This window comes from Ensifer sp. (assembly GCF_035999135.1).
GTDB lineage: Bacteria > Pseudomonadota > Alphaproteobacteria > Rhizobiales > Rhizobiaceae > Ensifer.
Genome location: NZ_DASYGZ010000146.1, coordinates 96,985 through 122,038, shown reverse-complemented (window position 1 = coordinate 122,038; position 25,054 = coordinate 96,985). Strand labels below are relative to the sequence as shown.

At 63.5% G+C, this 25,054-nt stretch carries 28 protein-coding genes; 14 read left to right on the top strand and 14 right to left on the bottom strand.

Annotation, left to right across the window (positions count from 1 at the left end; genetic code table 11):
- Positions 1–54 precede the first annotated feature (54 nt).
- The 4 genes from betA to betI (VGO12_RS19250) form a co-directional block, all read right to left on the bottom strand.
- The gene (betA, locus tag VGO12_RS19265; protein WP_327514389.1) at positions 55–1,704 is read right to left on the bottom strand and encodes a choline dehydrogenase; all 1,650 of its coding nucleotides are present in this window, start codon (positions 1,702–1,704) and stop codon (positions 55–57) included.
- Positions 1,705–1,945: 241 nt separating this feature from the next.
- Positions 1,946–3,409 carry a betaine-aldehyde dehydrogenase gene (gene betB, locus VGO12_RS19260; RefSeq protein WP_327514358.1) on the bottom strand — a complete coding sequence of 488 codons (1,464 nt, stop codon included), beginning with the start codon at positions 3,407–3,409 and terminating at the stop codon, positions 1,946–1,948.
- Between the two features lies 1 nt (position 3,410).
- Entirely contained in the window at positions 3,411–4,946 is a 1,536-nt protein-coding gene (gene betC, locus VGO12_RS19255; protein ID WP_327514357.1) for a choline-sulfatase, read from the bottom strand.
- Complete coding sequence (gene betI, locus VGO12_RS19250) at positions 4,943–5,545, bottom strand: transcriptional regulator BetI (RefSeq protein ID WP_327514356.1); 603 nt, start codon at positions 5,543–5,545, stop codon at positions 4,943–4,945. The genes betC and betI (VGO12_RS19250) overlap by 4 nt, the downstream gene beginning before the upstream one ends.
- A gap of 147 nt (positions 5,546–5,692) precedes the next feature.
- On the opposite strand from betI (VGO12_RS19250), the gene VGO12_RS19245 reads away from it, so the two are divergent.
- On the top strand, positions 5,693–6,241 hold the full coding sequence (locus VGO12_RS19245; protein ID WP_327514355.1) for an HdeD family acid-resistance protein: 549 nt from the start codon (positions 5,693–5,695) through the stop codon (positions 6,239–6,241).
- Positions 6,242–6,243: 2 nt separating this feature from the next.
- On the opposite strand, the gene VGO12_RS19240 is transcribed toward VGO12_RS19245, so the two are convergent.
- On the bottom strand, positions 6,244–6,819 hold the full coding sequence (locus VGO12_RS19240) for a TetR/AcrR family transcriptional regulator (protein WP_327514354.1): 576 nt from the start codon (positions 6,817–6,819) through the stop codon (positions 6,244–6,246).
- Positions 6,820–6,901: 82 nt separating this feature from the next.
- Between VGO12_RS19240 and VGO12_RS19235 the strand changes: the two genes are divergently transcribed.
- From VGO12_RS19235 to VGO12_RS19225, 3 genes are all read left to right on the top strand, one after another.
- Positions 6,902–7,303: a hypothetical protein gene (locus tag VGO12_RS19235; protein ID WP_327514353.1), complete on the top strand. Its 402-nt coding sequence runs from the start codon at positions 6,902–6,904 to the stop codon at positions 7,301–7,303.
- A gap of 26 nt (positions 7,304–7,329) precedes the next feature.
- Positions 7,330–7,782: a DUF3995 domain-containing protein gene (locus VGO12_RS19230; protein ID WP_327514352.1), complete on the top strand. Its 453-nt coding sequence runs from the start codon at positions 7,330–7,332 to the stop codon at positions 7,780–7,782.
- 205 nt (positions 7,783–7,987) lie between these two features.
- Entirely contained in the window at positions 7,988–9,784 is a 1,797-nt protein-coding gene (locus VGO12_RS19225; protein ID WP_327514351.1) for a GGDEF domain-containing protein, read from the top strand.
- Between the two features lie 19 nt (positions 9,785–9,803).
- Here the strand turns inward: VGO12_RS19225 and betI (VGO12_RS19220) are convergent, their stop codons facing one another.
- Positions 9,804–10,385, bottom strand: a complete 582-nt coding sequence (gene betI, locus VGO12_RS19220) for a choline-binding transcriptional repressor BetI (RefSeq protein ID WP_327514350.1) — start codon at positions 10,383–10,385, stop codon at positions 9,804–9,806.
- Positions 10,386–10,488: 103 nt separating this feature from the next.
- On the opposite strand from betI (VGO12_RS19220), the gene choX reads away from it, so the two are divergent.
- The 3 genes from choX (at position 10,489) to VGO12_RS19205 (ending at position 13,310) form a co-directional block, all read left to right on the top strand.
- The gene (gene choX, locus VGO12_RS19215) at positions 10,489–11,424 is read left to right on the top strand and encodes a choline ABC transporter substrate-binding protein (protein ID WP_327514349.1); all 936 of its coding nucleotides are present in this window, start codon (positions 10,489–10,491) and stop codon (positions 11,422–11,424) included.
- Positions 11,421–12,245 (top strand): alpha/beta hydrolase, encoded by an 825-nt coding sequence (locus VGO12_RS19210; RefSeq protein WP_327514348.1) that lies wholly within the window; start codon positions 11,421–11,423, stop codon positions 12,243–12,245. Before choX ends, VGO12_RS19210 begins: the two co-directional genes overlap by 4 nt.
- Before the next feature lie 66 nt (positions 12,246–12,311).
- Positions 12,312–13,310, top strand: coding sequence for an NAD(P)H-quinone oxidoreductase (locus VGO12_RS19205; protein WP_327514347.1), 999 nt, complete (start codon positions 12,312–12,314; stop codon positions 13,308–13,310).
- A 308-nt stretch (positions 13,311–13,618) separates the two neighbouring features.
- Here the strand turns inward: VGO12_RS19205 and VGO12_RS19200 are convergent, their stop codons facing one another.
- Both VGO12_RS19200 and VGO12_RS19195 read right to left on the bottom strand, forming a co-directional pair.
- Positions 13,619–14,095 (bottom strand): NUDIX hydrolase, encoded by a 477-nt coding sequence (locus VGO12_RS19200; RefSeq protein WP_327514346.1) that lies wholly within the window; start codon positions 14,093–14,095, stop codon positions 13,619–13,621.
- Between the two features lie 79 nt (positions 14,096–14,174).
- Positions 14,175–14,912, bottom strand: a complete 738-nt coding sequence (locus VGO12_RS19195; RefSeq protein ID WP_327514345.1) for a DUF3750 domain-containing protein — start codon at positions 14,910–14,912, stop codon at positions 14,175–14,177.
- A 71-nt stretch (positions 14,913–14,983) separates the two neighbouring features.
- On the opposite strand from VGO12_RS19195, the gene VGO12_RS19190 reads away from it, so the two are divergent.
- A complete protein-coding gene (locus VGO12_RS19190) occupies positions 14,984–15,991 on the top strand; it encodes an asparaginase (RefSeq protein ID WP_327514344.1) in 1,008 nt (335 codons plus the stop codon).
- A gap of 57 nt (positions 15,992–16,048) precedes the next feature.
- Here the strand turns inward: VGO12_RS19190 and VGO12_RS19185 are convergent, their stop codons facing one another.
- The gene (locus tag VGO12_RS19185; protein ID WP_327514343.1) at positions 16,049–16,801 is read right to left on the bottom strand and encodes a DeoR/GlpR family DNA-binding transcription regulator; all 753 of its coding nucleotides are present in this window, start codon (positions 16,799–16,801) and stop codon (positions 16,049–16,051) included.
- Positions 16,802–16,893: 92 nt separating this feature from the next.
- Between VGO12_RS19185 and VGO12_RS19180 the strand changes: the two genes are divergently transcribed.
- Positions 16,894–17,265: a DUF4406 domain-containing protein gene (locus VGO12_RS19180; RefSeq protein ID WP_327514342.1), complete on the top strand. Its 372-nt coding sequence runs from the start codon at positions 16,894–16,896 to the stop codon at positions 17,263–17,265.
- A 59-nt stretch (positions 17,266–17,324) separates the two neighbouring features.
- On the opposite strand, the gene VGO12_RS19175 is transcribed toward VGO12_RS19180, so the two are convergent.
- The gene (locus tag VGO12_RS19175; RefSeq protein WP_327514341.1) at positions 17,325–18,056 is read right to left on the bottom strand and encodes a DUF4198 domain-containing protein; all 732 of its coding nucleotides are present in this window, start codon (positions 18,054–18,056) and stop codon (positions 17,325–17,327) included.
- A 231-nt stretch (positions 18,057–18,287) separates the two neighbouring features.
- On the opposite strand from VGO12_RS19175, the gene VGO12_RS19170 reads away from it, so the two are divergent.
- Positions 18,288–18,908, top strand: a complete 621-nt coding sequence (locus tag VGO12_RS19170; RefSeq protein ID WP_327514340.1) for a glutathione S-transferase family protein — start codon at positions 18,288–18,290, stop codon at positions 18,906–18,908.
- Positions 18,909–18,920: 12 nt separating this feature from the next.
- On the opposite strand, the gene VGO12_RS19165 is transcribed toward VGO12_RS19170, so the two are convergent.
- Complete coding sequence (locus VGO12_RS19165; protein ID WP_327514339.1) at positions 18,921–19,847, bottom strand: bestrophin family protein; 927 nt, start codon at positions 19,845–19,847, stop codon at positions 18,921–18,923.
- Between the two features lie 171 nt (positions 19,848–20,018).
- Here VGO12_RS19165 and VGO12_RS19160 point away from each other — a divergent pair, with 171 nt between their 5' ends.
- Positions 20,019–20,603 carry a dihydrofolate reductase family protein gene (locus tag VGO12_RS19160; protein ID WP_327514338.1) on the top strand — a complete coding sequence of 195 codons (585 nt, stop codon included), beginning with the start codon at positions 20,019–20,021 and terminating at the stop codon, positions 20,601–20,603.
- A 55-nt stretch (positions 20,604–20,658) separates the two neighbouring features.
- On the opposite strand, the gene VGO12_RS19155 is transcribed toward VGO12_RS19160, so the two are convergent.
- Together VGO12_RS19155 and VGO12_RS19150 are read right to left on the bottom strand one after the other, a co-directional pair.
- Positions 20,659–21,030 carry an MmcQ/YjbR family DNA-binding protein gene (locus VGO12_RS19155; protein ID WP_414650749.1) on the bottom strand — a complete coding sequence of 124 codons (372 nt, stop codon included), beginning with the start codon at positions 21,028–21,030 and terminating at the stop codon, positions 20,659–20,661.
- Positions 21,031–21,042: 12 nt separating this feature from the next.
- Positions 21,043–21,249 (bottom strand): hypothetical protein, encoded by a 207-nt coding sequence (locus VGO12_RS19150; protein WP_327514337.1) that lies wholly within the window; start codon positions 21,247–21,249, stop codon positions 21,043–21,045.
- A gap of 89 nt (positions 21,250–21,338) precedes the next feature.
- On the opposite strand from VGO12_RS19150, the gene VGO12_RS19145 reads away from it, so the two are divergent.
- Positions 21,339–22,277 (top strand): LysR substrate-binding domain-containing protein, encoded by a 939-nt coding sequence (locus tag VGO12_RS19145; RefSeq protein ID WP_327514336.1) that lies wholly within the window; start codon positions 21,339–21,341, stop codon positions 22,275–22,277.
- Positions 22,278–22,310: 33 nt separating this feature from the next.
- Here VGO12_RS19145 and VGO12_RS19140 read toward each other — a convergent pair whose 3' ends face one another.
- Positions 22,311–22,973: a glutathione S-transferase family protein gene (locus VGO12_RS19140; protein ID WP_327514335.1), complete on the bottom strand. Its 663-nt coding sequence runs from the start codon at positions 22,971–22,973 to the stop codon at positions 22,311–22,313.
- A 200-nt stretch (positions 22,974–23,173) separates the two neighbouring features.
- Between VGO12_RS19140 and VGO12_RS19135 the strand changes: the two genes are divergently transcribed.
- Both VGO12_RS19135 and VGO12_RS19130 read left to right on the top strand, forming a co-directional pair.
- On the top strand, positions 23,174–23,542 hold the full coding sequence (locus VGO12_RS19135) for a hypothetical protein (RefSeq protein ID WP_327514334.1): 369 nt from the start codon (positions 23,174–23,176) through the stop codon (positions 23,540–23,542).
- Between the two features lie 87 nt (positions 23,543–23,629).
- Positions 23,630–25,003, top strand: coding sequence for a PepSY domain-containing protein (locus VGO12_RS19130; protein WP_327514333.1), 1,374 nt, complete (start codon positions 23,630–23,632; stop codon positions 25,001–25,003).
- The last annotated feature ends 51 nt before the right edge of the window (positions 25,004–25,054 follow it).

Sequence of the window (25,054 nt, the reverse complement as noted above, 5' to 3'; positions counted from 1 at the left end):
TTCAAGTCCATCCCTTCTTTGCAACAGGCATGAACCCCGTCCGCGGTCGCGGCATCAGCGATCGCTGACCTGCCAGCGCGGATTGATCCAAGGTTCCTGGTTGGAGCGCGCCAGCGGCTGCTTGCCGAGAATGTGGTCGGCCGCCTTTTCGCCGGTCATGATCGACGGGCTGTTGAGGTTGCCATAGGTCACGTGCGGGAAAATCGAGCTGTCGGCGACGCGCAGGCCTTCGACGCCGATCACCCGGGTTTCCGGATCGACGACCGCCATCGGGTCGTCCTTGGCGCCCATCCTGCAGGTGCCGCAGGGGTGATAGGCGCTTTCGAGATGTTCGCGCAGGAAGGCGTCGATCTCCTCGTTCGACTGCACCTTTTCGCCCGGCTGGATCTCCGGGCCACGATAATGGTCGAAGGCCTTCTGGCTGAAGATCTCGCGGGTGAGGCGCACGCAGTGGCGGAACTTCTCCCAGTCTTCTGGGTGGCTCATGTAGTTGAAGCGGATGACCGGATCGGCCATCGGGTCAGACGAGCGCAGGGTGACGTTGCCGCGCGATTTCGACAGGTTGTAGCCGACATGCACCTGGAAGCCGTGGGTGTTGGCGGCCGCCTTGCCGTCGTAGCTGATCGCCACCGGCAGGAAGTGATACTGGATATCCGGCTGCTTGACGCCGGGCGCCGAGCGCAGGAAGGCGCAGGCCTCGAACTGGTTGGAAATGCCGAGGCCCTTCTTGAAGAAGAGCCATTGTGCGCCGGCGACGCCCTGCCAGAACCAGGGCAGCCAGGAATAGAGCGACACCGGCTTGGTCGAGACCTGCTGGAAATAAAACTCCATGTGGTCCTGCAGGTTTGCGCCCACGCCCGGGCGGTCGACCTTCACCTCGATACCCATTTCCTTCAGGTGCTCGGCCGGACCGATGCCCGAAAGCATCAGCAGTTTCGGCGAATTGAATGACGACGCCGAGACGACCACTTCGCGGTTCGCCTTGACGATCTCGATCTTGCCTGCGCGCTCGATCTCGACGCCGGTCGCCCGGCCGTTCTCGATGATGATGCGGCGGGCAAAGCAGCGCACCAGCGAGACGTTCTGCCGCTTCATCGCCGGTTTCAGATAGGCGTTCGCCGCCGACCAGCGCCGACCCTGCCATACCGTCTGCTCCATCAGCCCGAAGCCTTCCTGCTTCGAGCCGTTATAGTCGTCCGTCGCCTCGAACCCGGCCTGCTTGCCGGCCTCGATGAAGGCGTGGAAAAGCGGATTGTGCACCGGGCCGCGCTTGACGTGCAGCGGCCCGTCTGTGCCCCGCCAGCCGGCTTCGCCGCCGTCAGAGGTTTCCATGCGCTTGAAATAGGGCAGCACATCCGCATAGGCCCAGCCGCGGGCGCCAAGCTCCTCCCAGCGGTTGAAGTCTTCCGCGTGGCCACGCACATAGACGAGGCCGTTGATCGAGGACGAACCGCCGATCACCTTGCCGCGCGGCGCTGTGATGCGCCGGTTGTTGAGGTTCGGCTCGGGCTCCGACAGATAGCCCCAGTTGTAGCGCTTCATGCTCATCGGCCAGGCAAGGGCTGCCGGCATCTGGATAAAGGGCCCGGCATCCGTCCCGCCGTATTCCAGCACCATGACGGTGTTCTTGCCGTCTTCCGAGAGGCGATAGGCGAGCGCCGAACCGGCCGATCCGGAGCCGATGATGATGTAATCTGCCTGCATAGCCTGGTCTTTCTTCTTGGCTGCCCTCGGCATGCCCCTCATCCGCACGGCGAGGGATACGCCCCTCATCCGCCTGCCGGCACCTTCTCCCCGCTGGCGGGGAGAAGGAACATGCCGCTCCGCTCCGTTCCCTCTCTGGCGCTTCGAGTGCGCCCCTCGTGTGGCCCCTTGAGCGAGCCACGTCCCCTCTCCCTGCCTGCGGGGAGAGGGTTAGGGTGAGGGGCCAGCCGCAGCCCCGGCGTCAGTACGGCGCCTGCACCGGCCCCATGCCGACGTAGACGGTCTTCAGCTCGCTGTAGTGGTTGAGCGCCGCGACCGAATTCTCGCGGCCGAAACCGGATTGCTTCGAACCGCCGAAGGGGATTTCGACCGGGCAGAGATTGTAGGTGTTGATCCAGAGCGTGCCGGCTTCGAGCTGGTCGACCACGCGGTGGGCGCGGGTGATGTCGGCGGTAAAGACGCCGGCCGAAAGGCCGAATTCGGTGGCGTTGGCGCGCTTGATCACCTCGGCCTCGTCGTTAAAGTCGAGCACGCACATGACCGGTCCGAAGATCTCCTCGCGGGCGATCGTCATGTCGTCGGTAACGTCGGCAAAGACTGTCGGCTGGATATAGGTGCCCTCGGCGTTGACAGCATTTGGAATGCCGCCGCCGGTCACGAGCCGGGCACCCTCGGTCTTGCCCTTCTCGATATAGGAGAAGACCTTGTCGCGCTGCGGCATCGAGACCATCGGCCCGAGCTGCGTCGCCTCGTCCATGGGATCGCCGATGATAATCGCTTCGGTGCGGGCCTTCAGCCGCGTCAGGAACTGCTCCTTGATGCCCTTCTGGACAAAGACGCGCGTGCCGTTGGAGCAGACCTGGCCGGTCGAATAGAAGTTGCCGAGCATGGCGCCGCCGATGGCGCTTTCGAGATCGGCGTCGTCAAAGACGATCAGCGGCGACTTGCCCCCGAGTTCCATGGTCACGTGCTTGAGTTCGGCGGCGGCCGCACCCGCAACCTTCTTGCCTGTTGGCACCGAGCCGGTCAGCGACACCTTGGCAACATCGGGATGGTTGACCAGCAGCGGGCCGGTGGTGCGATCGCCCTGAATGACGTTGTAGAGGCCCTTCGGCAGACCGGCCTCGACGAGGATCTCGGCGATCTTCAGTGCGCCGAGCGGCGTGTTCTCCGAGGGCTTGAACACCATCGCGTTGCCGGCGGCAAGCGCCGGCGCGCCCTTCCAGCAGGCGATCTGCTGCGGATAGTTCCAGGCGCCGATGCCGACGCAGACGCCGAGCGGCACGCGCTTGGTATAGGCGAAGTCGCCGCCAAGCGGGATGTAGTCGCCGTTGAGCGCCGTCGCGATCACCCCGCCGAAGAACTCGAAGCTGTCGGCGCCCGAGGTCGGGTCGGCGACGATCGTCTCCTGGATCGGCTTGCCGGTGTCGAGCGTTTCGAGTTCGGAGAGCTCGCGGTTGCGCTCGCGCATGATCTCGGCGGCGCGCTTGAGGATACGGCCGCGCGCTGTCGGGCTCATCGCGGCCCATTCGGGCTGGGCGCGCTTGGCCGCGGCGATCGCCTTTTCGACGATGGCGGGCGTTGCTGCGTAAAGGCGCGCAATCACTTCGCCGGTCGCCGGGTAGATGCTCTCGATGACGGTGCCGTTGATGTCCTCGACATATTCCCCGTCGATGAAGTGCGAGGCTTGCGGTTGGGCTTTCATGTCATTCTCCTCGCGGGTAACGTTTGGATTCCTCGAGATTGTCGAGGTTCATGTGGTTGCGCATGTAGCGCTCGGATGCCTTTTGCAGCGGCTGGTGGTCCCAGGGGTAATAGGCGCCGTTTCGGAGCGCCTCATAGACCACCCAGCGCCGCGCCTGGCTTTCGCGCACGGCCGCATCGAAGGCCTCCATGTCCCAATGGGCGGCGCACATGTCGCGGAACGCTTCGAGCGTCGCCGCCTGCACCGGTGTTTGCGGGTCGGCCGCCAGGTTGGTGAGTTCCAGCGGATCGGCATCGAGATCGTAGAGCTGGTCCGGGTCCAGCGCGCAGTGGATGTACTTCCACTTGCCTTCGCGGATGGCGACCAGCGGCGCGTAGGAGGCTTCGGCTGCATATTCCATCAGCACCGGCTCCAAGCGCTCCTCGCCGTTGATCATGGGCAGGAGGCTGATGCCGTCGGTCCATGGCTTGATCTCGTCCATCGAGATGCCGGCGAGATCGGCAAGCGTCGGCGTCACGTCGAGATTGGAGGTGGGTGCCAGGTGCAGAGCGGGCGTCACGCCGGGGCCTGCAACCATCAGCGGCACGCGGGCCGACCCTTCAAAGAAGTTCATCTTGAACCACAGGCCGCGTTCGCCGAGCATGTCGCCGTGGTCCGAGCAGAACAGGATCAGCGTGTCGTCAAGCATGCGCGTGCGCGTCAGCGTGTCGAGGAGCTCGCCGACTTTTTCATCGAGATAGGAGATGTTGGCGAAATAGGCGCGGCGCGAGCGGCGGACATTGTCTTCCGTCAGGTCGAAATTGCCGTAGTCGCAGGAATGCATGATGCGCCTGGAGTGCGGATCTTGCCGGTCTTCCGGCAGCATGCCGATCTCCGGCAGAAGATGTTCGCAGCCCTCGTAGAGATCCCAGAATTTCTTGCGCGCCACGTAGGGGTCGTGCGGGTGGGTGAAGGAGACGGTCAGGCACCAGGGGCGGCGATCCGCATCGTCGTTTTCACGCGACAGCTGATAGAGCTTCTGGTTGGCGAGGAAGGCGACCTCGTCGTCATATTCCATCTGGTTGGTGATCTCGGCAACGCCGGCGCCGGTCACCGAGCCGAGATTGTGATACCACCAGTCGATGCGTTCGCCCGGCTTGCGGTAGTCCGGCGTCCAGCCGAAGTCGGCGGGGTAGATATCGGTCGTCAGCCGCTCCTCGAAGCCATGCAGTTGGTCCGGCCCGACGAAGTGCATCTTGCCCGAGAGCGCCGTGTAATAGCCGGCGCGGCGCAGGTGATGCGCGTAGGTCGGGATTGAGGACTGGTATTCGGCGGCGTTGTCGTAGACGCGGGTGCGGCTCGGCAACTGCCCGGCCATGAACGAGGCGCGGGCGGGGGCGCAGAGCGGCGACGAGGTGTAGTTGTTGCGGAAGCGGGCAGAGCGCGCGGCGAGCGCCTTCAGATGCGGCGCATGCAGGAACGGGGCCGGTCCATCCGGAAAGAACGTTCCGTTCAACTGGTCGACCATGATGATCAGAATGTTCGGTCTTGCGGTCATGCGGCCGTTCCCTGGAATTTGAGCCGATCGATGTGCGAGGTGACGTAGTCTTCCGTCAGTGCGATCGAGGCTTCGATGCCGATCGGCGCGGAGCGCAGACTTTGGCGGATATATAGGCCGTCGATCATCGCAGCTGCGCCTTCGGCGATGCGTTCCGCGTCATCGTCGGGACAAAGCGCCTTGAGGCTTGCAAGCAGATTGGAGCGCAGCCGGCGCGCGTAGACCACGAGCAGCCTGCGGACCTCTTCAGACCGCTGGGCCTCGGAGTAGAAGGCAAGCCAGGCGGCAATCGTATCGGGCGCAAACTGGCTTGCCTGGAAGGAAACGCGGATCACCGCGCTCAGCTTCTCCTGCGCGCTCGCCGCGGCCCTGAGCGCCGTCACCGTGTCGTCGCGCAACTGCCTTAGCAGGCTTCGGATCGTCTCGATCAGCAGCTGTTCCTTGCTGCCGAAATAGTGATGGGCAAGGGCGGCGGAAACGCCGGCTTGGCGGGCGATCTCGGACATGGTGACGGAAAGCGTGCCCTGGTCGCCGATCACGCGCAACGCTGCGTCCACCAGCGCCTTGCGGCGCACCGGCTCCATCCCGACCTTCGGCATCCGTTTCTCCCTTGACGAAAGCCAGCTTATTTTTGATTGACTCATCAATCAATAAAAATTTGCCGTGATTTTCCCTTTCCTTTTGCAGAGAAATCCGGCTCAATCCTGCCGGTAGCGATCCTGCGCTTCGAAGGACTGGAGGTTGAAATGACCCATGCATTCGATCGGGCCGACAAGACAGAGGTTGCCGGCAAATGGGGGTGGTTCGTTGCCCTCGGCGTGCTTCTGATCATGTGCGGGGGGCTGGCATTCGGCAATCTGCTGATGGCAAGCGTCGCTTCGGTCTACTACATCGGGATCATCATGCTGATCGGCGGGCTGTTCAATCTCGGCCATGCGTTTCAGGTGAAGGGTTGGGACGGCGTGCTCTACTGGGGCCTGAGCGGCGCCTGCTACACGATTGCCGGTCTGTTTGCCTTCATCAATCCCTTGCTCGCCCTGTCCTTCCTGACCGTCGTGATGGCGGTCTCCCTGATGATTGCCGGTGCTTTCCGTTTCTGGGTCGGTTTGAAACTCCGCCCGCTTCAGGGCTGGGGTTGGGTAACGCTCGGTGGCATCGTCACGTTTGTCGCCGGCCTCATCATCGCAACGGGCTGGCCGGTCAACAGTCTCTGGATTCTCGGCCTGTTCCTGGCCGTCGACCTGGTGATGCAGGGGCTGTCGCTGATTGCGTTCGGCGTCTTGGCCAAGGGATGAGCCTACACGCCTTCACGGTTGTGTAGCAGCGCCTCCAGCAGCCGGATGAGGTCGCCGCGCAGGTCCGCAAGCCCGCTTGCTGCCAGGGCTTCAAGGCCGATCAGCGCGCCGTAAAGCGCGTTGGCGCCGCTACGGCTGCCGCTCGCCGAAAATCCCGATCGCTGAAGCAGATCGGCGACATAACCGATGCGGCGTTGGTCCACCGCCTTGAGGGTTTCTGCCGCCAAAGGGTCGAAGCGGGCCCATTCGCGCACCGCGCCGTCCGTCAGCAAGCCGCCATAGGGAAGGCTGCGGTCATCGGTCGCAGCGTGCACCAGCAGCCGCAATCGCACGTCCGCCGGTTCCTCCGATGCCTCGATTTCCGCGATGATGGTGTCGGTCGCCTCCAGCGCCCAGTGGGCGAGCATCTGTGCCTTCAGGTCCGGCACATCCTTGAAATGCCAGTAGAAAGAGCCCTTGCTTACCTTCAGGTCGCGCGCAATCGCCTCCGCGCGGATCGCGTGCGCGCCGCCTGCCGTCAGTGCGCGGAAGGCGGCCTTGATCCAGTCTTCGCTTGTCAGGGTGTGTTTTGTCGCCATCGCCTTCCATACGTCACCGTATTGACGGACGCAATCCAGTTGCGTACATACGCTGCCGTATGGTGACAATCGGAGACAGATCATGAGCAGGTGGCTTCTGGCGGCGGGCATACTCTCTTTGGTGACGACGGGCGTTCATCTCTTTGCCGGCGGCCCGGACGTGCATGTCCCGCTGCTCGACAACAGCCCGTCGCCGCTGCTGCAGACCTATGTCTCGATGCTCTGGCATGCCACGAGTGCCGTTCTCCTGATCAACAGCCTCGCCTTGATGTTTGCCGCCGTCGATGACCGCTACCGGGTGCCGCTCGCAGCCGCCGTCATCTTGCAATATCTCGCCTATGCCGCGCTTTTCATGGGCTATGGGCTTGCCTATCTCGGTTCCCTCTGGACCACGCCGCAATGGCTGGTCTTCGTCGTTACCGTCGGGCTCGCGGCGATCGGGGCACGGTCGGGCGGCCGGCCCGTGTCAAACCTGTCAGCCTGACACGGGCCTGTCGGAGGAGGGCACCTATGATGCTGACGGTGATCGCGATCCTGATCTTTCTGGTTCTTGGCGGTATCGCCGGGCTGCACGCCTATTGGGCCCTGGGTGGGCTTTGGCCTTGTCGCGACGAGGCAACTTTGGTGCGCACCGTGGTGGGCACCAAACACCGCTCGACAATGCCGCCGGCCTGGCTGAGCCTGGTTGTCGCGGCGCTCATCTTTGCCGCAGCACTGCTGCCCTTGTTCGCGACGCCCGTCCTTTCAGGCGCACTGCCGTCGATGCTGGTCTATTCGGGCCTCACTGTGCTTGCCGCCATCTTCGTCGCACGCGGATTGGCCGCCTTCACCGGGGCCTTTCATAGGCGCCATGGCACGGAACCCTTCATGACGCTCGACCGCCGCATCTACGGGCCGCTTTGCCTGCTGATCGGCGCCGGATATCTGGCGCTGCTCACGCTTGCCACAGCGTCTCCTGGCTGAATACCACCGCCTGCGCACCCGATAACCAGATTCAGCAGGTGCTCATGAAATCACTGATTTCATTAGAGTGTTTTCATTTATCCGAGGCGATTGTGGCTGTCACACAGCTTTCATCAAACCTTCACAGTGGGGAAAGACTTCGTTGACGGTTGGCGGCCATTCTGCCGCCGTCCGACCGTCCGTTTCCCTGTCTCTGGAGCCCGGCATGTCCGCCGCCCCCGCCGAAATCCTGTCGCTGCGCCGGTTCGGCGACGACCAGATCGTAACGCTTGCCAAGCTGGTCATCGAAAGCGCCTTCCAGCCGATCGCCGAGGCTGCGACCGGAACCGTGTTCGGCTACGAGTCGCTGATGCGCGGCTTCCAGAAGCTGGGCTTTTCGTCGCCGCTGGAGCTGCTCGACAAGGCCGAAGAGGTCGGCCAGTTGCTGGCGCTCGAGCACATGATCAACAGCCGCGCCGTCGCCGGCTTTGCGACGCTTGCGGATCATGCCGCGCGCACGCTGTTTCTCAATTTCGATTCGCGCCTGGTCGGCGGCGAGGGGGACATCGTCGAGCGCCTGGTCAACCATCTGAAGCGTGCCGGCATTGCCCCTTCGTCGCTCTGCTTCGAGCTCTCCGAACGGTTCGACAGCGGCAAGATGCCGGATTTTTCCGCGCTGGTGCGCGAGCTCAGGCTTGCCGGTTTCAAGCTGGCGATCGATGACTTCGGCGCCGGCTTCAACGGCCTGAAACTGCTCTGCGACCAGCCGGTCGACTATGTGAAGATCGACAGGCACTTCATTTCCGGCATCGAAGCCGACGCCCGCAAGCGCCATCTCGTCCGCCACACCGTCAACACCGCCCATGTGCTTGGCACGCGGGTGATTGCCGAGGGCGTCGAGACGGAGGCAGAGTTTCTCACCTGTCGCGATCTCGGCTGCGATCTCGTGCAGGGCTACTACGTCGCCCGGCCGACGACGCATCTGAGCGAGCTTCTTCCAGCCTATCCGCACCTCGACCAGAGCGTCAGCAGCAAGCGCTCCTCGTCGTCACTCGACGGCATCCTGATCCGCAAGCAGATCGAGCAACTGCCGAGCGTGCGCGAGAGCGACGAACTCGATTCCGTCTTCGATCTCTTCCGGCTGAACCCGCGCCAGGCCTTTTTCCCGGTGATCAACGCCAATGGCGAGCCGCGCGGCATTCTCAACGAGTACCACGTCAAGGAACTGATCTATCATCCCTTCGGTCGCGATCTGCTGAAGAACCGGATCTACCAGCGGCGCATCTCGCACTTCGTCAGTCCGGCGCCGATCGCCGATCTCGACACACCCGCCGACGAGATGCTGAAGATCTTCGCCGGCATGGACGGCAGCGACTGCCTGATCCTGACGGAGAACATGCGCTACGCCGGCACGCTCTCGGCCTCGTCGCTTCTGAAGATCATCAACGAGAAACAGCTGAAGACTGCGCAGGAGCAGAACCCGCTGACGGGCCTGCCTGGCAACCGCGCCATCCGCGACTACGTCCAGGACGCAATTCTCGACGGCGATCATGCGCGCTACTTCTGCTATTGCGACTTCGACGACTTCAAGCCCTTCAACGACACCTACGGGTTCCAGAAGGGCGACCTCGCCATCACGCTGTTTGCCGCGTTGCTGCGCCGGCACTTCATCGGCGAGGAAAAGTTCCTTGGCCATGTCGGCGGCGATGATTTCTTTGTCGGCATCAGCGGCTGTTCGGTCGAAGAACTGGAGGTCGTGCTGAACCGTCTGCTCGACGATTTCCGCTCTGACGTGCGCCAGCTCTACTCGGTCGAGCATCAGGCCGAAGGCCGCATCAGCGGCCACGGACGGGACGGTTCGCCCAAGGAGTTTCCGCTGATGCGCTGTTCGATCGCGGTCCTCGGCTTGCCGGAAGGCTTCGTCTTTTCCGACGCCCAGGCCGTCAGCGCCCGCATCGCCGAGATCAAGTCCCGCGCCAAGGCGAGCGATACCGGGCTTGTCATGGATGCACTCGGCGGCTGATCTTTGGCTGGCGGATCATTCAGGCTTCAGGCACCCGGTGGGTTAGGTAGTCGCGCATCTGTGAAAGCGCCGTGTCGCGCGTCAATCCTTCCGACTGCAAGCCGAGCCTGAGCCAGAGGCCGTCGATCAGTGAGGTGATGCCGAGCGCGACAGCCTCGCATTCCTCCGCGGGCAACAGCTCCGTGAGCGCGGAAAGCAGGTTCGAGCGCATGCGCGCGTGGATCACCTTCTGGATGCGGGCAAGCTGCGGCTCGCGCGGAACTTCGGCACAGAGCGAAAGCCAGGCATGGCAGACCGAAGGCTGGAAGAAGCGCTCCTCGAAATTGGCCTCGATGATCGCCTCGAGCCGTTCGCGCGGCGTGCGGGCGCGGTTCAGTCGGGCGACCACGGCCTCCTTCAGCGCGACATTCGCCTCGCGCATCGCATGTTCGAAGAGCTCCTGCTTGTTGGCGAAATAGTGCAGCACGATGCCCTTGGAGGCGCCGGCGTGAGTCGCCACCTTCTCGAGCGTCGCGCCGGCCATGCCCTCCTTCTGCAGGACCTCGAAGGCCGCCCGGCGCAACTCGCGCCGCCTGATCTCGCTTATCCTCGTCAGTCGCATCCGCTGTCTCCAAACGATTCCCACATTGACAAACTTTCCGTAAAGATCAATTGTTGACCCATGGGACAATTATTAGTCTGAACGGACAAATTAGGAGGATGCGATGCCGGACCTGAAGCTTTTGATGTCGACCATTGCCGTCGTCGCCTTCGCCACTCCGGCCTTAGCGACCGAGCCGCAGTCCTGTCGGCACGTCCGGCTGGCGGAGCCCGGCTGGAACGATCTCGCCTTCACCACGGGCGTCGGCCTGACGGTGCTGAAGGCTTTGGGCTATGAACCGGAGAGCAAGCTGCTCGGCATCGATGTCATTTACACGAGCCTGCGCAGCGCCGATCTCGATGTCTTTCTTGGCTATTGGGATCCGGCGATGGTCGCCTATTACAAGCCCTACAAAGACGACGGCTCAGTCGAGACCGTTCGCGCCAATCTCAATGGGGCGAAGTATACTTTCGCCGTGCCCGACTATGTCTGGGAAGCTGGGGTCAAGGACTTCTCCGACCTGAAGACCTACGCCGACAGGTTCGAAAAGAAGATGTACGGCATTGAACCCGGCTCCAATCAGTTGATGCTGGACGCGATCAAGGATCCGGACCTCGGGCTCGATGGCTGGGAAGTGGTGGAGTCCAGCGAGCAGGGCATGCTGGCGGAGGTCACGCGTCGGGTGCGCGACAAAGGTTTCATCGTCTTTCAGGGCTGGGCGCCGCACCCGATGAACACGGCGCTGTCGATCCGGTATCTGACCGGCGGCGACAAGTTCTACGGGCCCGACTTCGGCGCGGCCACCGTTTCGACCCAGGTGCGCAAGGGATATCTGCAGGAATGCCCGAACGTCGCGCGGCTCCTCGACAATCTGAGCTTTGACATCGATTTCGAGAACCGCGGCATGGGCTATCTGATGAACGACGGGCTTGCGCCGGAGGAGGCCGGTGAAAAGGCGATCAGGCAGGAACCGCAACGGCTCGATGCCTGGCTTGCCGGGGTCACGACCTTTGACGGGCAGCCGGGACTTGCTGCTGTCAAGGCGGCGCTCGGACTGTGATCGCCATCGACCAGGACGACTGGTCGTCGCTGAAGCGGCGGCTCGAACTGCCCGGCGGACGCCAGTTCGCCTATGTCGATCACGGCGAGGGGCCTGTGCTGTTGCTGCTGCACGGCTATTCCGACAGCAGCCGCTCCTTTTCGCTGATCGCACCCCATCTCGCAGGTCATCGGCTGATCATTCCGGATCTTGCCGGCCACGGCGCATCACAGGCGGGGCCGGGGGCAGACGTTGCCGATTTCGCGCGCGACCTTACGTGTCTCACCAACCGGCTGGCGCTGAAGGATATCGTCGTCATCGGCCATTCCATGGGGGCGATGACGGCCATCGTGCTCGCCGCCCTTCGCCCGGAGGCGATCCGGGCCCTCGTTCTCCTGTCCGGCAGTCTGCAGCCCGGGCTTGGCCCAAGCAACCGGACAGCGCGGGCGATCCGCGGGCTCAAGGATCCGCTTCGTCAGGATCACCCGTTCTTCGATACCTGGCACGCCTGCAGCCGGCCAGTCGATGCCGCCTTCCTCGCGCACATGCGCAAGGAGGCCGCAGAGATGCCGACGCAGACGTGGAACGCCATTCTCGATGCCCTTGCTGCGACCGATCTTCACGCCAGCGCGCGGCAGTTGCGTTTGCCGGTGCTGGCGATTGGCGGCAGCGACGACACGCTCTTCGACGTCGGACATCGTCGCCTGCTGGCCGATACGATCGGTTCGGCGCGCTGCATCAGCCTGGACGGCCACGGCCACAATCCGCATTGGGAGAACCCGGGCCTCGTCGCCGAACATGTTCTCGACTTCCTGTCCGCCGAATTCGGCTCCTCTGGTTGAAAGGGCCCCTTTCCGCGTCCCATGACCGGCGCTAGATGTGGCGCATCAGCAGTAAAAGGTGGTGCCATGTCCCTTCCGTCAGCAATGAACTTCGTCGATCTGCCGGCTCCCGGCGGCCCGGAAAACATGATCCTTGCGAAGGGGCCCTTGCCCGAGCTCAAGCCGGGCGACGTCCTCGTCCGGGTGGAAGCCGCCGGCATCAATCGCCCTGATGTCCTGCAGCGCAAGGGAGACTACCCGCCGCCATCAGGCGCAAGCCCGATCCTCGGGCTCGAAGTGGCCGGCGAAGTCGTGGCGCTGGGCGAGGGTACGACAGGCTTCAAGGTCGGCGACAAGGTCTGTGCGCTCGCCAATGGCGGCGGCTACGCGGAGTATACGGCGGTTCCGGCAACCCAGGCGCTCCCGTGGCCGAAGGGCTATGACGCGGTGAAGGCGGCGGCCCTGCCGGAGACCTTCTTCACCGTCTGGGCCAATGTCTTCGACATGGCGGGCCTCAAGGCGGGCGAAACGATCCTCATTCATGGTGGCTCAAGCGGCATCGGCACGACGGCGATCCAGCTTGCCAAAGCCTTCGGCGCCGAGGTCTTCGTCACTGCCGGCAGTCCCGAGAAGTGCGCGGCCTGCGAGGCGCTCGGCGCCACGCGGGCGATCAACTATCGCGAGGAGGACTTCAAGACGATCGTGGTCGAGGAAACCGACGGGCGCGGCGTCGACGTCATTCTCGACATGGTCGGCGGCCGCTACTTCGACCGCAACATCGCGTCACTGGCCAAGGATGGCCGTCTGTCGATTATCGCCTTCCTAGGCGGCGCCAAGGTAGAGGCGGCCAACATCGCGCCGATCCTGACAAAGCGCCTAAGAGTCATGGGCTCGGCACTGCGTCCGCGAACGGCGGCGGAAAAACAGGCGATCCGCGACGGTCTTGTGAAGAAAGTCTGGCCGCTGTTGGAGGCGGGCACGATCGCGCCGGTCATCCACTCCGTCCTGCCCTTTGCCAGGGTGGCGGACGGGCATCGCGAGATGGAGACCGGCGACCATATCGGCAAGATCATCATGTCCATGTGACCGTGAGATCGTCATGGACATGTGAGCGGCGGGGTGGCGAGAAATGCGATGTTCGACCATCGTCGCCCTTGCAATCGCTGACGGATCGCTTACCTTCAACTCAACAGCAACGAACAGAAAGGAAGGTGATCCAATGTCTAATGAGATTTCGGTCTTGGTGAAGGGCATGGGAGAGGTGAACACGTCGAGGCAGCCCTCGGCCTGATCTCCGCCTTCCTTCGGGTCCAAAGCCCGGGCCATCCACTTGGCCAGAACTCATGGAAGGGTCGCCTCGGGCGGCCCTTTTCCATTTCCGGTATTGGCTTCGTCTATTCCGCCGGCGATGCTTGCCTGATCAGCAGCCATTGGTTCGGTTCATTGTCGACGAACTCTTCGCGAATGTGCTTCAGCACCTTCCTTTGCCCGGCAAAGGGCACCATGCGGATTGCCGCATCAAAGCTCACCCAGCGAAAGTCGCTGTGTTCGTCGTTCAGCCGGACAGCAGCGTCTTCGGGCGCAAAGCCGACGAACACGGGCAGCAGGCTGATGGCGTTGCGATCGGCCTCGTAAAACTGTTCGCAGATGTCCGCGGAGTAGAAGCGATCAAGCGCCAGGCCGGTTTCCTCCTCGACTTCGCGCAGGCCGGCCTGCCAGGCGGTCTCGTTCGCCTCGATCGCGCCGGCCACCTGGCACCAGGTTCCCGCAAGTGTCCCGGTGCGGCGCAGCAGCAGAACCTCGCAACCGCCGGCGGTTGCGCGCAGGACCACCACCGAAACGGCGAAACTTCTGATCGGGATCTCATGCATCCGGCGTCCTCCACATTCGACGCCGGAACATGCCCTCAAGCGGGAAAAGCTTCAACTCAAGGTGAGGAAAAGGAGCAGGTCAGACCCCGAAGCGCCCTAGCGCGGGGATCTTGATGCCGGGCCTGGCGAAATCGAAACCGGCGACGAGGCCGAGGAAATGCAGTTCCAGGCCGCTGCGCACACCCGCCGAGATGCCCGCCAAGCCATAAAGCGTCGCATGCATGTCGCGTCCGTCGGCATCGATCTGGAACAGCCTGCCCTCCGGCAGATAGTCGCGACCGACGGCGTCCGGCGGCAGCACGGCGCCAAGTTCGGGGACCGATCGCAGCACATGAGCAACGAAGGTGTTGGAGTTCGGTCCGGGCCAGATTCGATAACCGCCGGGAGCATCATAGGGATAGCTCGCGATCGCCGCCTCGATCTTCGGGATCAGCCGGGTGGCGTCCGCCCCGGTCACGGAGACGACCAGCCGCGGTTCGTTGGAGTACCAGCGCGCATCCGCCGGATAGGCGTTGCGGCGGATCGGCTTGCCCCAGCCGACCTTGTCGTAGCGATCGTAGCCGGCCGCAGCTTGTTGTTTCGTCACGATCCAGGCGTGGCTCGCAACCGCACCCTTCATGCCACCCGTCGTCGCCGAGAAAATGTAGATCGCCGCGTCGTGGCTCTCCGCAGGCTTCGGCAGGATGCCGGCCGAGGACCAGTCGGCATCGCGCCAGCTCTGCGGCCGGTCGCGCATATACCACCAGCCGGCCGACGCCAGCGCCGGCAGCAGGTAGATGATGAGAAAGGCGGCGACGAGCCTGCGGGCGAATTTCATGAAAACTCCGTTTCCTGCCTTGAGATTCCTGCTAAATGCACGGAGCAATTTCGGAAATTTGAGGGCAAGGCATGTCGAATCCCGTTCTCGTCGAAGTCACCCGGGGAAATCTGGTCGAAAGCCGTCATCGCGGCATCGTCATCGCTGTCGACGGTGACGGCCGCACCGTCTTTTCGCTCGGCGAAACCGACGCTGCCGTCTTCCCGCGCTCGGCCTGCAAGGCGATGCAGGGGCTGCCGCTGATGGAGAGCGGTGCGGCCGACGCCTATGGCTTCGGCAACACGGAACTGGCGCTTGCCTGCTCCTCTCACTCGGGCGAACCGGAACACGTGGAGCTTGCGGAAAAGATGCTGGCTGCGGCCGGCCTCGACCTCTCGGCGCTCGAATGCGGCGCCCACTGGTCGTCGGACCAGAAGATCCTGATCGGGCAGGCGCGCAGCCTTGAGACGCCGACAGCCCTGCACAACAATTGCTCCGGCAAACACTCCGGCTTCATCTGCGCCTGTCGCCATTCGGGCACCGAGGTGAAGGGCTATGTCGGCTACGAGCATCCGCTGCAGCGGGAAATCCGCGGCACCATGGAAAGCCTGACGGGGGCGATCCTTGCGGCCGACAATTGCGGTGTCGACGGTTGCTCGATCCCGACCTATGCCGTGCCGCTGAAGGGCCTGGCGCACGGCTTCGCGAAGATGGCGACCGGCGTGGGGCTCGAACCGGAGCGTGCCCGTGGCGCCCGGCGGCTGATCGAAGCCTGCATGGCCGAGCCCTTCTACGTGGCCGGCACCAAGCGGGCCTGCACCCGACTGATGAAGACGGCTCCGGGACGCATCTTCGCCAAGACCGGTGCCGAAGGCGTCTTCTGCGCCGCCATCCCGGAAAAGGGCATCGCGATTGCGCTGAAATGCGAGGACGGCACCACCCGCGCTGCGGAAGCCATGGTGGCAGCAACGCTTGCCCGCTTCTTCCCCGAAGAGCCGGACCTGCATGCGGCGCTGATGGCGCAGGCCAACCATGCCATGCACAACTGGAACGGCATCCATGTCGGCGACGTCAGGGTGACCGACGCCTTCGCCGTCTGAGCCCCGCGGCGACGCCTATACCGGTCGCAATTGCGGTCGGCGGACAGGTCGGCGCCATCAGGCGCCGATCATTGTGACGTTCGTGCCATCAAAGGGCGCAAGCACCTCGTCCTTGACCTCATCCGGAACGATGAAGCCGGCGAGATCGGCGATGCCGGCCACGTGGTGCGGCGAGACGGCGCCGAATTTCTCTGCCGTCGCCAGCACATAGGTGTCGGCGGCCTGCGCAAGGATCGCGCGCTTGACGGCCGCCTCCTCGAAATCGCCGGTGGAAACGCCGTGAGCCGGGTGAATGGCGGTAACGCCGAGGAAAAACAGGTCGACGCGAATGCCGGCGATTGCCGCCAGTGCCGCCGCTCCCGTTGAAACCATCGAATGTTTGTAGAGCCGGCCGCCGATCAGGATCACCTCGGCTTCATGCCGCTCGAGTTCGGCGGCAATCGTCGGGCTGTGGGTGACGACGGTCAGCTTCTTCTCGCGTGGCAGTGCCCGTGCAATCTCCGCATTGCTGGTGCCGCCATCGAGAAAGATCGTCTGGCCGGCACCGATCATCGCTGCGGCCCTTTGCCCGAGGCGGCGCTTGACGTCGCTGCCGATCGCTTGGCGCGCAGCGAAATTCGGCAGCGGCGGCACCAGCGGCAGCGCTCCGCCGTGCACACGCTGCAACAATCCCTCCGCCGCCATCTCGCGTAGGTCGCGCCGGATCGTGTCCTCCGACAGGTCCAGTTCGTCCGCCAGGCGTTTGGCGACGATCTCGCCGTCGCGTGAAAGTCGCGCCGATATCAACGCCCGCCTCTGTGTCGTAAGCATGTTTGTCTCCTTGACTCTTCACGATATTGCACGAATTATCATGAATATTCCAGAATGATCTGGATATTTCGCGCGAAAATATGGAGAAAATGATGCTGATTTTGATCGCTGGACCCTATCGCTCCGGAACCGGTGATGATCCGGTCAAGATGGCCGCCAATCTCAAGCGTCTGGAGGAGCCGTCCCATGTCCTGTTCAAGGCAGGACACGTGCCGATGATCGGGGAGTGGGTGGCGTTGCCGGTCTGGCATGCGGCCGGTGGCCAGCGGGTCGGCGACGACCTTTACGAAGAAATCTTCCATCCGGTGGCCGGTCGCCTGCTGGCGCTTTGCGAAGCGGTGCTGCGCCTACCAGGCGACAGCAAGGGCGCCGACAACGATGTGCGCATCGCCCGCGAACGCGGCATTCCGGTCTACTACCGTCTCGAGGACGTGCCGGGCTGCGGTGAGGCGCTGGTTGCTTGATGGAATGGGCCCGGCAGGCGATCTGCCGGGCCACGGACCCTTAGGCGCGTCAGGAATGCCTATTCGTGCACGTGCGGCTCGGCGACGAAGGTGAGCGTCGCCGTCAGGCCCTTCTTATCGGCGGCTTCATTGCCTTCGAGCGGGATGGCGTGGCTAACGGCAAGAATGTTGACGCCGGCATTGCGCAGCGTCACTTCGGCCTCGCCATTCGCGTCCGTTTTTTCCGAGACGAGCTCGGGCAGTCCGGCATAGTCGAGGGTGATTTCCTTGCCTTCGAGCGGTTTGCCGTCAAGCAGCAGGCGGACGCGAAATTTTTCGCCCGGCTTCAGGCCGATCGGGTTGTCGAGCGGCACGATCTGCAGCGGCTGGGCAGGAAACGCCGGCAGGTCACCATGGGCGTGCACGAGCGCGATGCTGTATTTGATCGAGTGGCTGGCCTGCTTTGCGCCGGGCACCTCGTTCTTCGGCTTGTTCACCCATTTGCCGTCAGCGCCTTCGCTCCAGAAGCCGTTGTCGAATTCGAGCGCGACGAGCGCCGGCTCGCCGTCGAGTTTCAGGGTGGCGTGGTCCTTTGCCGCCTCGACCGTTACCGGCAGCGCTTTGCCGTCTTCGCCGAGCGCCGAGACAGATTTCACCTTTGCCGGATCATAGGCCTCGTCCGCCGGGCCGTGGCCATAGACGACGGCGAGCGCACCCCAGCGTTCGGCAATCCAGGCACCATGCGAAAAGGCAGGGGCGGCCGTGGCAATCAACAGGCCTGCGGCAAGCAGGGGAGAAACAAGCTTGTTCATAAGCAACTCCAAAAATGTTATAACGTAACAATCACGTTGTATTGAAGCCGTGTCTGCCTTGTCAACGGCGCGAAGTTCATTTCTTCTGCGCGCCGTGTGCGGCGGGCTGGTGTTAGAATCGAACAGTCGAGACGGTCGTTCGGCCAGGTTTGCGCTGCTCGCCCGCAAACCCAGATCGAGGCGTGGTCACCCGCGATCGGGCGCAGATAGGACCGCAAAGGAGAGCTTGACGTGTTGAAACTGTTCTACGCACCGGGAACCTGTTCATTGGCCGCGCATATCGCGCTGGAAGAGACGGGCACCGCCTACGAGGCGCGTCGCGTCGATTTCTCCACGGCCGAGCAGACGAAGCCCGACTATCTCGCGGTCAACCCGAAAGGCCGGGTGCCGGCGCTCGTCACCGACCGCGGCATCATTACCGAAACGCCGGCGATCCTCACCTATGTCGCCCAGTCCTTTCCGGAGGCGAAACTCGCGCCGGCTGGCGACGCCTTCGCCTTCGCTCGCATCCAGTCGTTCCTGAGTTACATCGGCTCGACGGTGCATGTGGCGCATGCCCATGGACGCCGTGGCGCGCGCTGGGCTGACGATCCGGCCGCCCACGAGGCGATGAAGGCAAAGGTCGCTTCCAACATGGCGGCCTGCTTCGAACTGATCGAGAACACGATGTTCGAAGGCCCTTTCGTTGCCGGCGAAAGCTATTCGATTGCTGATCCCTATCTCTTCACAATGGCCGGCTGGCTCGAGCCCGATGGCGTCGATCCCACGCGCTTCCCGAAGGTGCTCGATCATCGCAATCGCATGACGCAGCGGCCGGCCGTCGCCCGGGTGCTTGCGGCGCTGAAGGGATAGGACGCACGTCGCCTACATCAGAATGTAGTCTTTCGGCTGTGGTAGCGGCGGAAGGTCGGTTTCGCCGAGCGCCTCGCGCAGGTTGATCTCGATGATCTCGGCAAGGGCAACAATCGGAAGGTCGTTCGGCAGCACGCCGAACGGCTCCTCCAGTTCGTCGCCGAGCGCGTCGAGGCCAAAGAAGGTATAGGCGACGAGCGCCGTGACGAAGGGCGTCGCCCAGCCGAGCGCGTCGGCAAATCCGAAGGGCAGCAGGAAGCAGAAGAGATAGGCTGTGCGGTGCAGGAGCAGCGTATAGCCAAAAGGAACGGGCGTATTGCGGATGCGCTCGCAGGCGGCCAGCATCGCCGACATCTTTCCGGCGGTTCCATCGAGCAGCACCCATTGCACGTCGCTGATCGCGCCGGCCGCGCGCAAGCCGGCGAGGTCCCGGCCGATTTCGCGCAGGAGAAAATCCGGTCCGTTGCGGCTCCCCTGGTAGCCCGGAGCGAGATCGGCAGGCAGTCGCGCGAGCACCCTTGCCATGTTGCCGCCCGGGCGAAGGTGGAAGACGAGGGCGTGAGCAAAGGCGATCGCGACATTGAGCAGCCGCTGCCGTGATTTGATCCCCGAAGCGTCGCCCGGCGAAAGCAGGACGAGCGTCTGTCGTGCGAGATCGCGCGCGGTGAAGATCAGTTGCCCCCAGTCCTTGCGCGCCTCCCACCAGCGATCGTAGCAGGCATTGTTGCGGAAGCCGAGAAACACCGAGAGCGCAATCCCGAGCAGCGCGAAGGGGCCGCTGTTGACGCTTGGTACCAGGCCGGGAGCGATCCGGTGCGCCCAGACGACGAGGGCGGAGAGCGCAAAGACGAACAAGACCTGCGGAAAAATCCGCTGGATGACCGAGCCGCGCAGGATGAAGAACAGTTTCAGGAGGCTGGGGCGGTCGCGAACGATCATCGAAGAGTACCTGTCCGGCTTGTAGCACTCACCGGTATCGCCCTCGGGCGACAATTGGAAGAGCGGCGCATTCCGATCATGCGGGCAGGCTTGAGCAAAATTCTTCCGTGCACCGTGTCGGGAGACCGGCCAGCAGCACGTCCTTGTTGAAGACCCAACAAGGAGACGACCATGCGCAAGACTGTTGCCGGCATGCAGATGTCCATCGACGGGATGATCGATGGACCGGACGGATACGCCGATTGGGTCGATTCCTGGTCGGATACCTTCGACCTTCTGCCCGAGATCGATGCCTGCGTTCTCGGAAGCGGCATGTATCCGGGCTATGAGCAATACTGGAGCGCCATCAGGCGCGATCCGCATGCGCCGCTCGAACTCACCGGTCAGAAGCCGACGCCGGAGGAGATCGAATATGCGGACTTTGCACTCGGCACACCGCATTATGTTTTGTCGAAAAGCCTGGACAAGGTTCAGTGGGCCAACAGCCGCATTGTCCGCGACAGCGCAGAGATCGAGCGATTGCGTCACGCGCCGGGCCGGACGATCTACGTGGTCGGCGGCGCGCGAACGGTCTCAAGCCTGTTGGATGCGGGGCTGATCGATGAGCTGCGTCTCACCATTCACCCGCTGGTGGTGGGAAACGGCAAGGCTTTGTTCGATACGATCGCCCGGCGCCATGCCGTCGAACTGAAGGAAGTGAAGCAGGTCAATGGCAAGGCCTGCCTGATCTACAAGGCCGGCGGACAGGGAACCTGAAGCGCCAGAGCCGCGGTTAAGAGGCGTCCGACGCCGGGGCGCCACATCGCCGGTCTCAGCCGACGAAGCTCGCTGCCAATTTCTTCGGTGCTTTCTCCCGCCAGGCGGCGACCAGCCGCCCGGTGAGGCTCTGGTCGTCGATCGCCGAAAGCCGGACAAGCATGGCCGGCCAGCCCCGGTAGTGGTCGGTCTCAAAATAGAGGCCGGGGTCGAGCTCCAGCAGCATGTCCTTTTCGTCAAGCGCGCACATGACAACGAGGGTCTCGTCATCCTTCATGCGCGCGAAGCTCTTGTCCTTCACCAGGAGTGCCGGCGTGCCGTAGGAGGTTCCGACGGAAATCTCGGGCAGGCCGGCGGCTTTCGCCAGTTTGACGACGCGCGCGAAATTAAGGTCAAGGTCCTCGCCCATCGAGGAAGCATAACACATTACAACTGGCCGTCAGCGGCCGCCTTGCTGCAGGCCATCGCGGCACTCGGCCACGCGTGGCCAGGGCCAGCCGGGAAACGGCAGGTCGCCGAGCGCGCGTTCGTCCATACGCTCGAGATCCGGATGCTGCAGCGGATCGTGCACCCATTCGACTGTCGTATCGGACTTCCGGTTTTCCGGGGTCTTGAGTGAGGTCAGTGCCGAAAGAAACTTCAACATGGCGGACCATCCTTTCGATGCCTGGATGATCTGCCTGTCCCGTGTTCTTTTCAATTGAGAATGGCGCCGATAGGGTTTAGGAAAACTATATGAGAGACCTGAGTTCCGTCCATCTCAACGGGTTGCGCGCAGTCGAGGCCGCCGGTCGACTGGGTTCCCTGGCGGCTGCCGCCGAAGAGCTTGGCGTGACACCGGGCGCTGTCAGCCAGCAGATCTCAAAGGCCGAGGCCCAGCTTGGCCGCGTGCTGTTCGAGCGCACGCCACGAGGCCTGGCGCCAACCGATTTCGGCCAGCGCTTTCTTGTGCGGCTCACCAACGCTTTTTCTGAACTGGCGGAAGCGGTGTCCTCGGCCCGTCGTCGTGACGAGTCGGTGCTGACGATCTCGGTGGCGCCGGTCTTTGCCGCACGATGGCTGGTCTACCGGTTGAACCGCTTCGCCGAGCGCCATCCGGACATTCGCCTGCGCATCGACGCGACGACGAAGCTCGTCAATCTCGATACGTCCGACGTCGACGTCGGCATAAGGGTCGGGACCGGGGCGTGGGCGGGCGTCAGATCAGAGCCGCTGTTGCAGCAGGAGGTTTTCCCGGTCTGCTCGCCGGCGATGGCGGAAGGTCTGCGCAAGCCTGCAGATATTCTAAAACTGCCCGCCGTCATCGACGGCCATTCGATGTTCAGCTGGGAGGTGTGGCTGCGCGAGGTGGGCCTGTCGGGCGCCGAAATGAGCGTGCGCCATACGTTCAACGAAGCGTCGCTGGTGCTCGACGCGGCGATTTCCGGTCAGGGGGTAATGCTCGCCTGGCAGACGCTCGCCGGTTTCGCCGTCACCCAGGGCAGCCTGGTCGTGCCTTTCGGCGTGCGCGCCACAACCGGGTATGGCCATTACTTCGTCAGTTCTCCGTCCCGGCGCGAAAGCAAGGCCGCCGCCGCCTTCAAGCGCTGGGTCCGGGACGAGGTGGAGGAGGGGATGCGGCTGCTCGACGTCAAGGCGCCGCGTGTGAAATACAACGCGGCGACGATGAACTGACGTTCCTGTGCGGCCGTGATAGCTCCAGCCGGTCTACTCGGCCGATTCCGCCAGGCGCGTGTCCATCATCTCCTTGAAGGCCGGCCGCTGATGGCAGCGGGCGAGCCAGGCGGCGACGCGGGGATATTTCTCGAAAAGCTGCGTCTGGCTCATGGCGTAGCGGAAGACCTCCGCAAGGTTGAGGTCGGCCACGGTGAAGCGGTCGCCGACGAGATAGTCCCGCCCCTCAAGATGGCCGCTCAAGTGGGCGAAGACCTTGTCGAGCGCCTTGGCGCATCGGCTGATCGTCGCCTTGCCATCCTCGGTTTCTTCCGCGCCATAGTCGTAGGTGAGGATGATCTGGACGGCGTGCGGTTCGACCTCGGTCGCCGCCCACATGGTCCAGTTGCCCATCAGGCCTTCCTCGGCGATATCGGCGGGCGAAAGCGGGCCGCCATACTTGCGCGCGAGGTAGAGGTTGTTGGCAAGCGATTCCGTCAGCACCACGCCGTCGTCCTCGATCGCCGGAATGAGCCCCATCGGGTTGACCGCGAGAAATGCCGGCGATTTCGTGTTGATCGGCGCGTCGGCGGCAAGCGGATCGGCAACCCGGCGCGCCTGGACGACGGGCACGGATTTGAACGGGATACCCAGCTCCCGCGCCATCCAGTAATTGCGCGATGCGCGCGAGCGATAGACCCCATAGATCGTCAGCATGTCGAACTCCTCCCGTCGTTGCCGTGTGTTCGTCCTAGGCGAGTGCGCGCTTGGGTGAAAGCCGGTGACGCTGATATCACGCATGAAATGTTTTGATGGGGCGTGCGGCGCATTGCCCGCTTGCCTTTGTCGTCGGCGGACTTTAGCTGTTGGCCTCGATATCGGGGGCATATTTGGCACGACGGTTTCTGGGAGATCGCTTGACGGATCTGGCGGCGCGCATGCTCTGCGCGCTGGTTCTTGTCGTGTCGGCGCTCGTTCAGCAGCCTGCCGCTGCCATGCCGGTCGCGCCGGACATGGCCGCCTACGTGCTTCCAGACGGCACGCTTGCGGACCTCTGCCTCAGCGACCACGGTGATGCGGATGGCAAAGGCGGCACGAAATGCCACGGATGCCAGTCCTGCTGCCTGGTTGCGCCGGGCGCCCTGCCGACCGCCTATCGGGTCTCCGCCCCGCCACGAACATCTGCAGTGCTGTCGTGTCTTCAATCCCGCGAGCTTGTGCTCGTCCGCTCCGTTCTCTTGACCGGTGCCGGGCCCAGGGCGCCGCCACCAGCCTTCTCCGCCTGATGTCCGCTTGACGGTTTCCCGATCGGGAGCCGTCCAGACCCTCAAGAGGCGAAGTCGCGCGCAGTGCGGTCTTCCCCGGAGAAAACCATGACAACCGCATCCTTTACCGGCGCCGCCGTGCCGCCGGTTGCCGCAGAGCGCGGCATCTCGCTCTATCGCGCCATCTGGCGCTGGCACTTCTTCGCCGGCCTGCTGGTCATTCCCTTCATGATCAGCCTTGCCGTGACTGGCGGGCTCTATCTCTTCAACGACGAGATCGACGATACCGTCTTTGCCTATCGCAATATTGTGCCCGTTGCTGCCGAACGGATGTCGCCGTCGGCAATCGTCGCCACCGCCGTGGAGTCGGTGCCCGGCAGCGCCGCCGTCTCCTACCGCACGCCGGCCGATGCGGATCGCTCCGCGCGTGTGACGGTTGGCATCGGCAAGGCCCGCATGCTGGTCTTCGTCGATCCCTACACCGGCGCCATCCTTGACCGCATCGCGCCGTCGGAGGAGTTCAACCAGGTGGTCGAAGACCTGCACAGCCTCGACTACTTCGGCAAGTCCGTCGAGACGATCATCGAGATCGCCGCGGGTTTTGCGATCCTGCTTGTCTTTACAGGGATCTATCTCTGGTGGCCGCGCCAGCAGGCCGGTGGCGTGCTGACCGTGCGCGGCACGCCGAAGCGACGTGTCTTCTGGCGTGATCTTCATGCCGTTACCGGCATCGGCGCAGGCGTACTGATCGTCTTTCTAGCCTTTTCCGGCCTCCTGTGGTCCGGCTACTGGGGCGCTTCCGTCAACGGCAAGCTGACGACAATGGGGCTCGGCTATCCGGTCCAGCTTTGGGATGACGTTCCGACGTCGACTAAGGTTTCGACGGACGTCCTGCCCAAGGCCAACTGGCTGATGGAGAACGCCCCGGTTCCGACATCGGACCTTGAAGCCTCAAGCGGCGCCATCGGCGTCGATCGCGCGGTCGAGATTGCCGATGCCGCCGGCATGCTGCCGGGCTACGAGCTCGCGATCCCGTCGGATGAGAGCGGCGTCTATACGGCCGCGATCTTTCCGGCCGATCTGGCGCGGGAGCGCACCATCCATATCGACCAGTACTCCGGCAAGCCGCTCGTCGATATCGCCTTCGGCGACTATCCGGCGCTTGGAAAGGCGATCGAATGGAGTATCAACGTGCACAAGGGGCAGGAGTGGGGACGCTTCAACCAGCTGCTGATGCTGTCTGCCTGCATCGCCATCGTGCTCGTTTCGGTTTCGGCCGTCGTCATGTGGTGGAAGCGCCGTCCGACTGGACGCATCGGCGTACCGCCGATGCCGCCGAAACGCAGCGTCTATGCCGGCCTGTGGCTGATGGCGATCCTGTTCGGGCTTGCCTTTCCGCTGACCGGACTTGCGATCGTCGTCATGGTGGTTGCCGACCAACTGCTGATGCTCGTTCCCCAGGCGCGCCGGCGCCTCTCCTGAAGAAACAGATGGGGGTGGCCGGTCCGCCCCCATCTTTGGGCTCTTGAAACT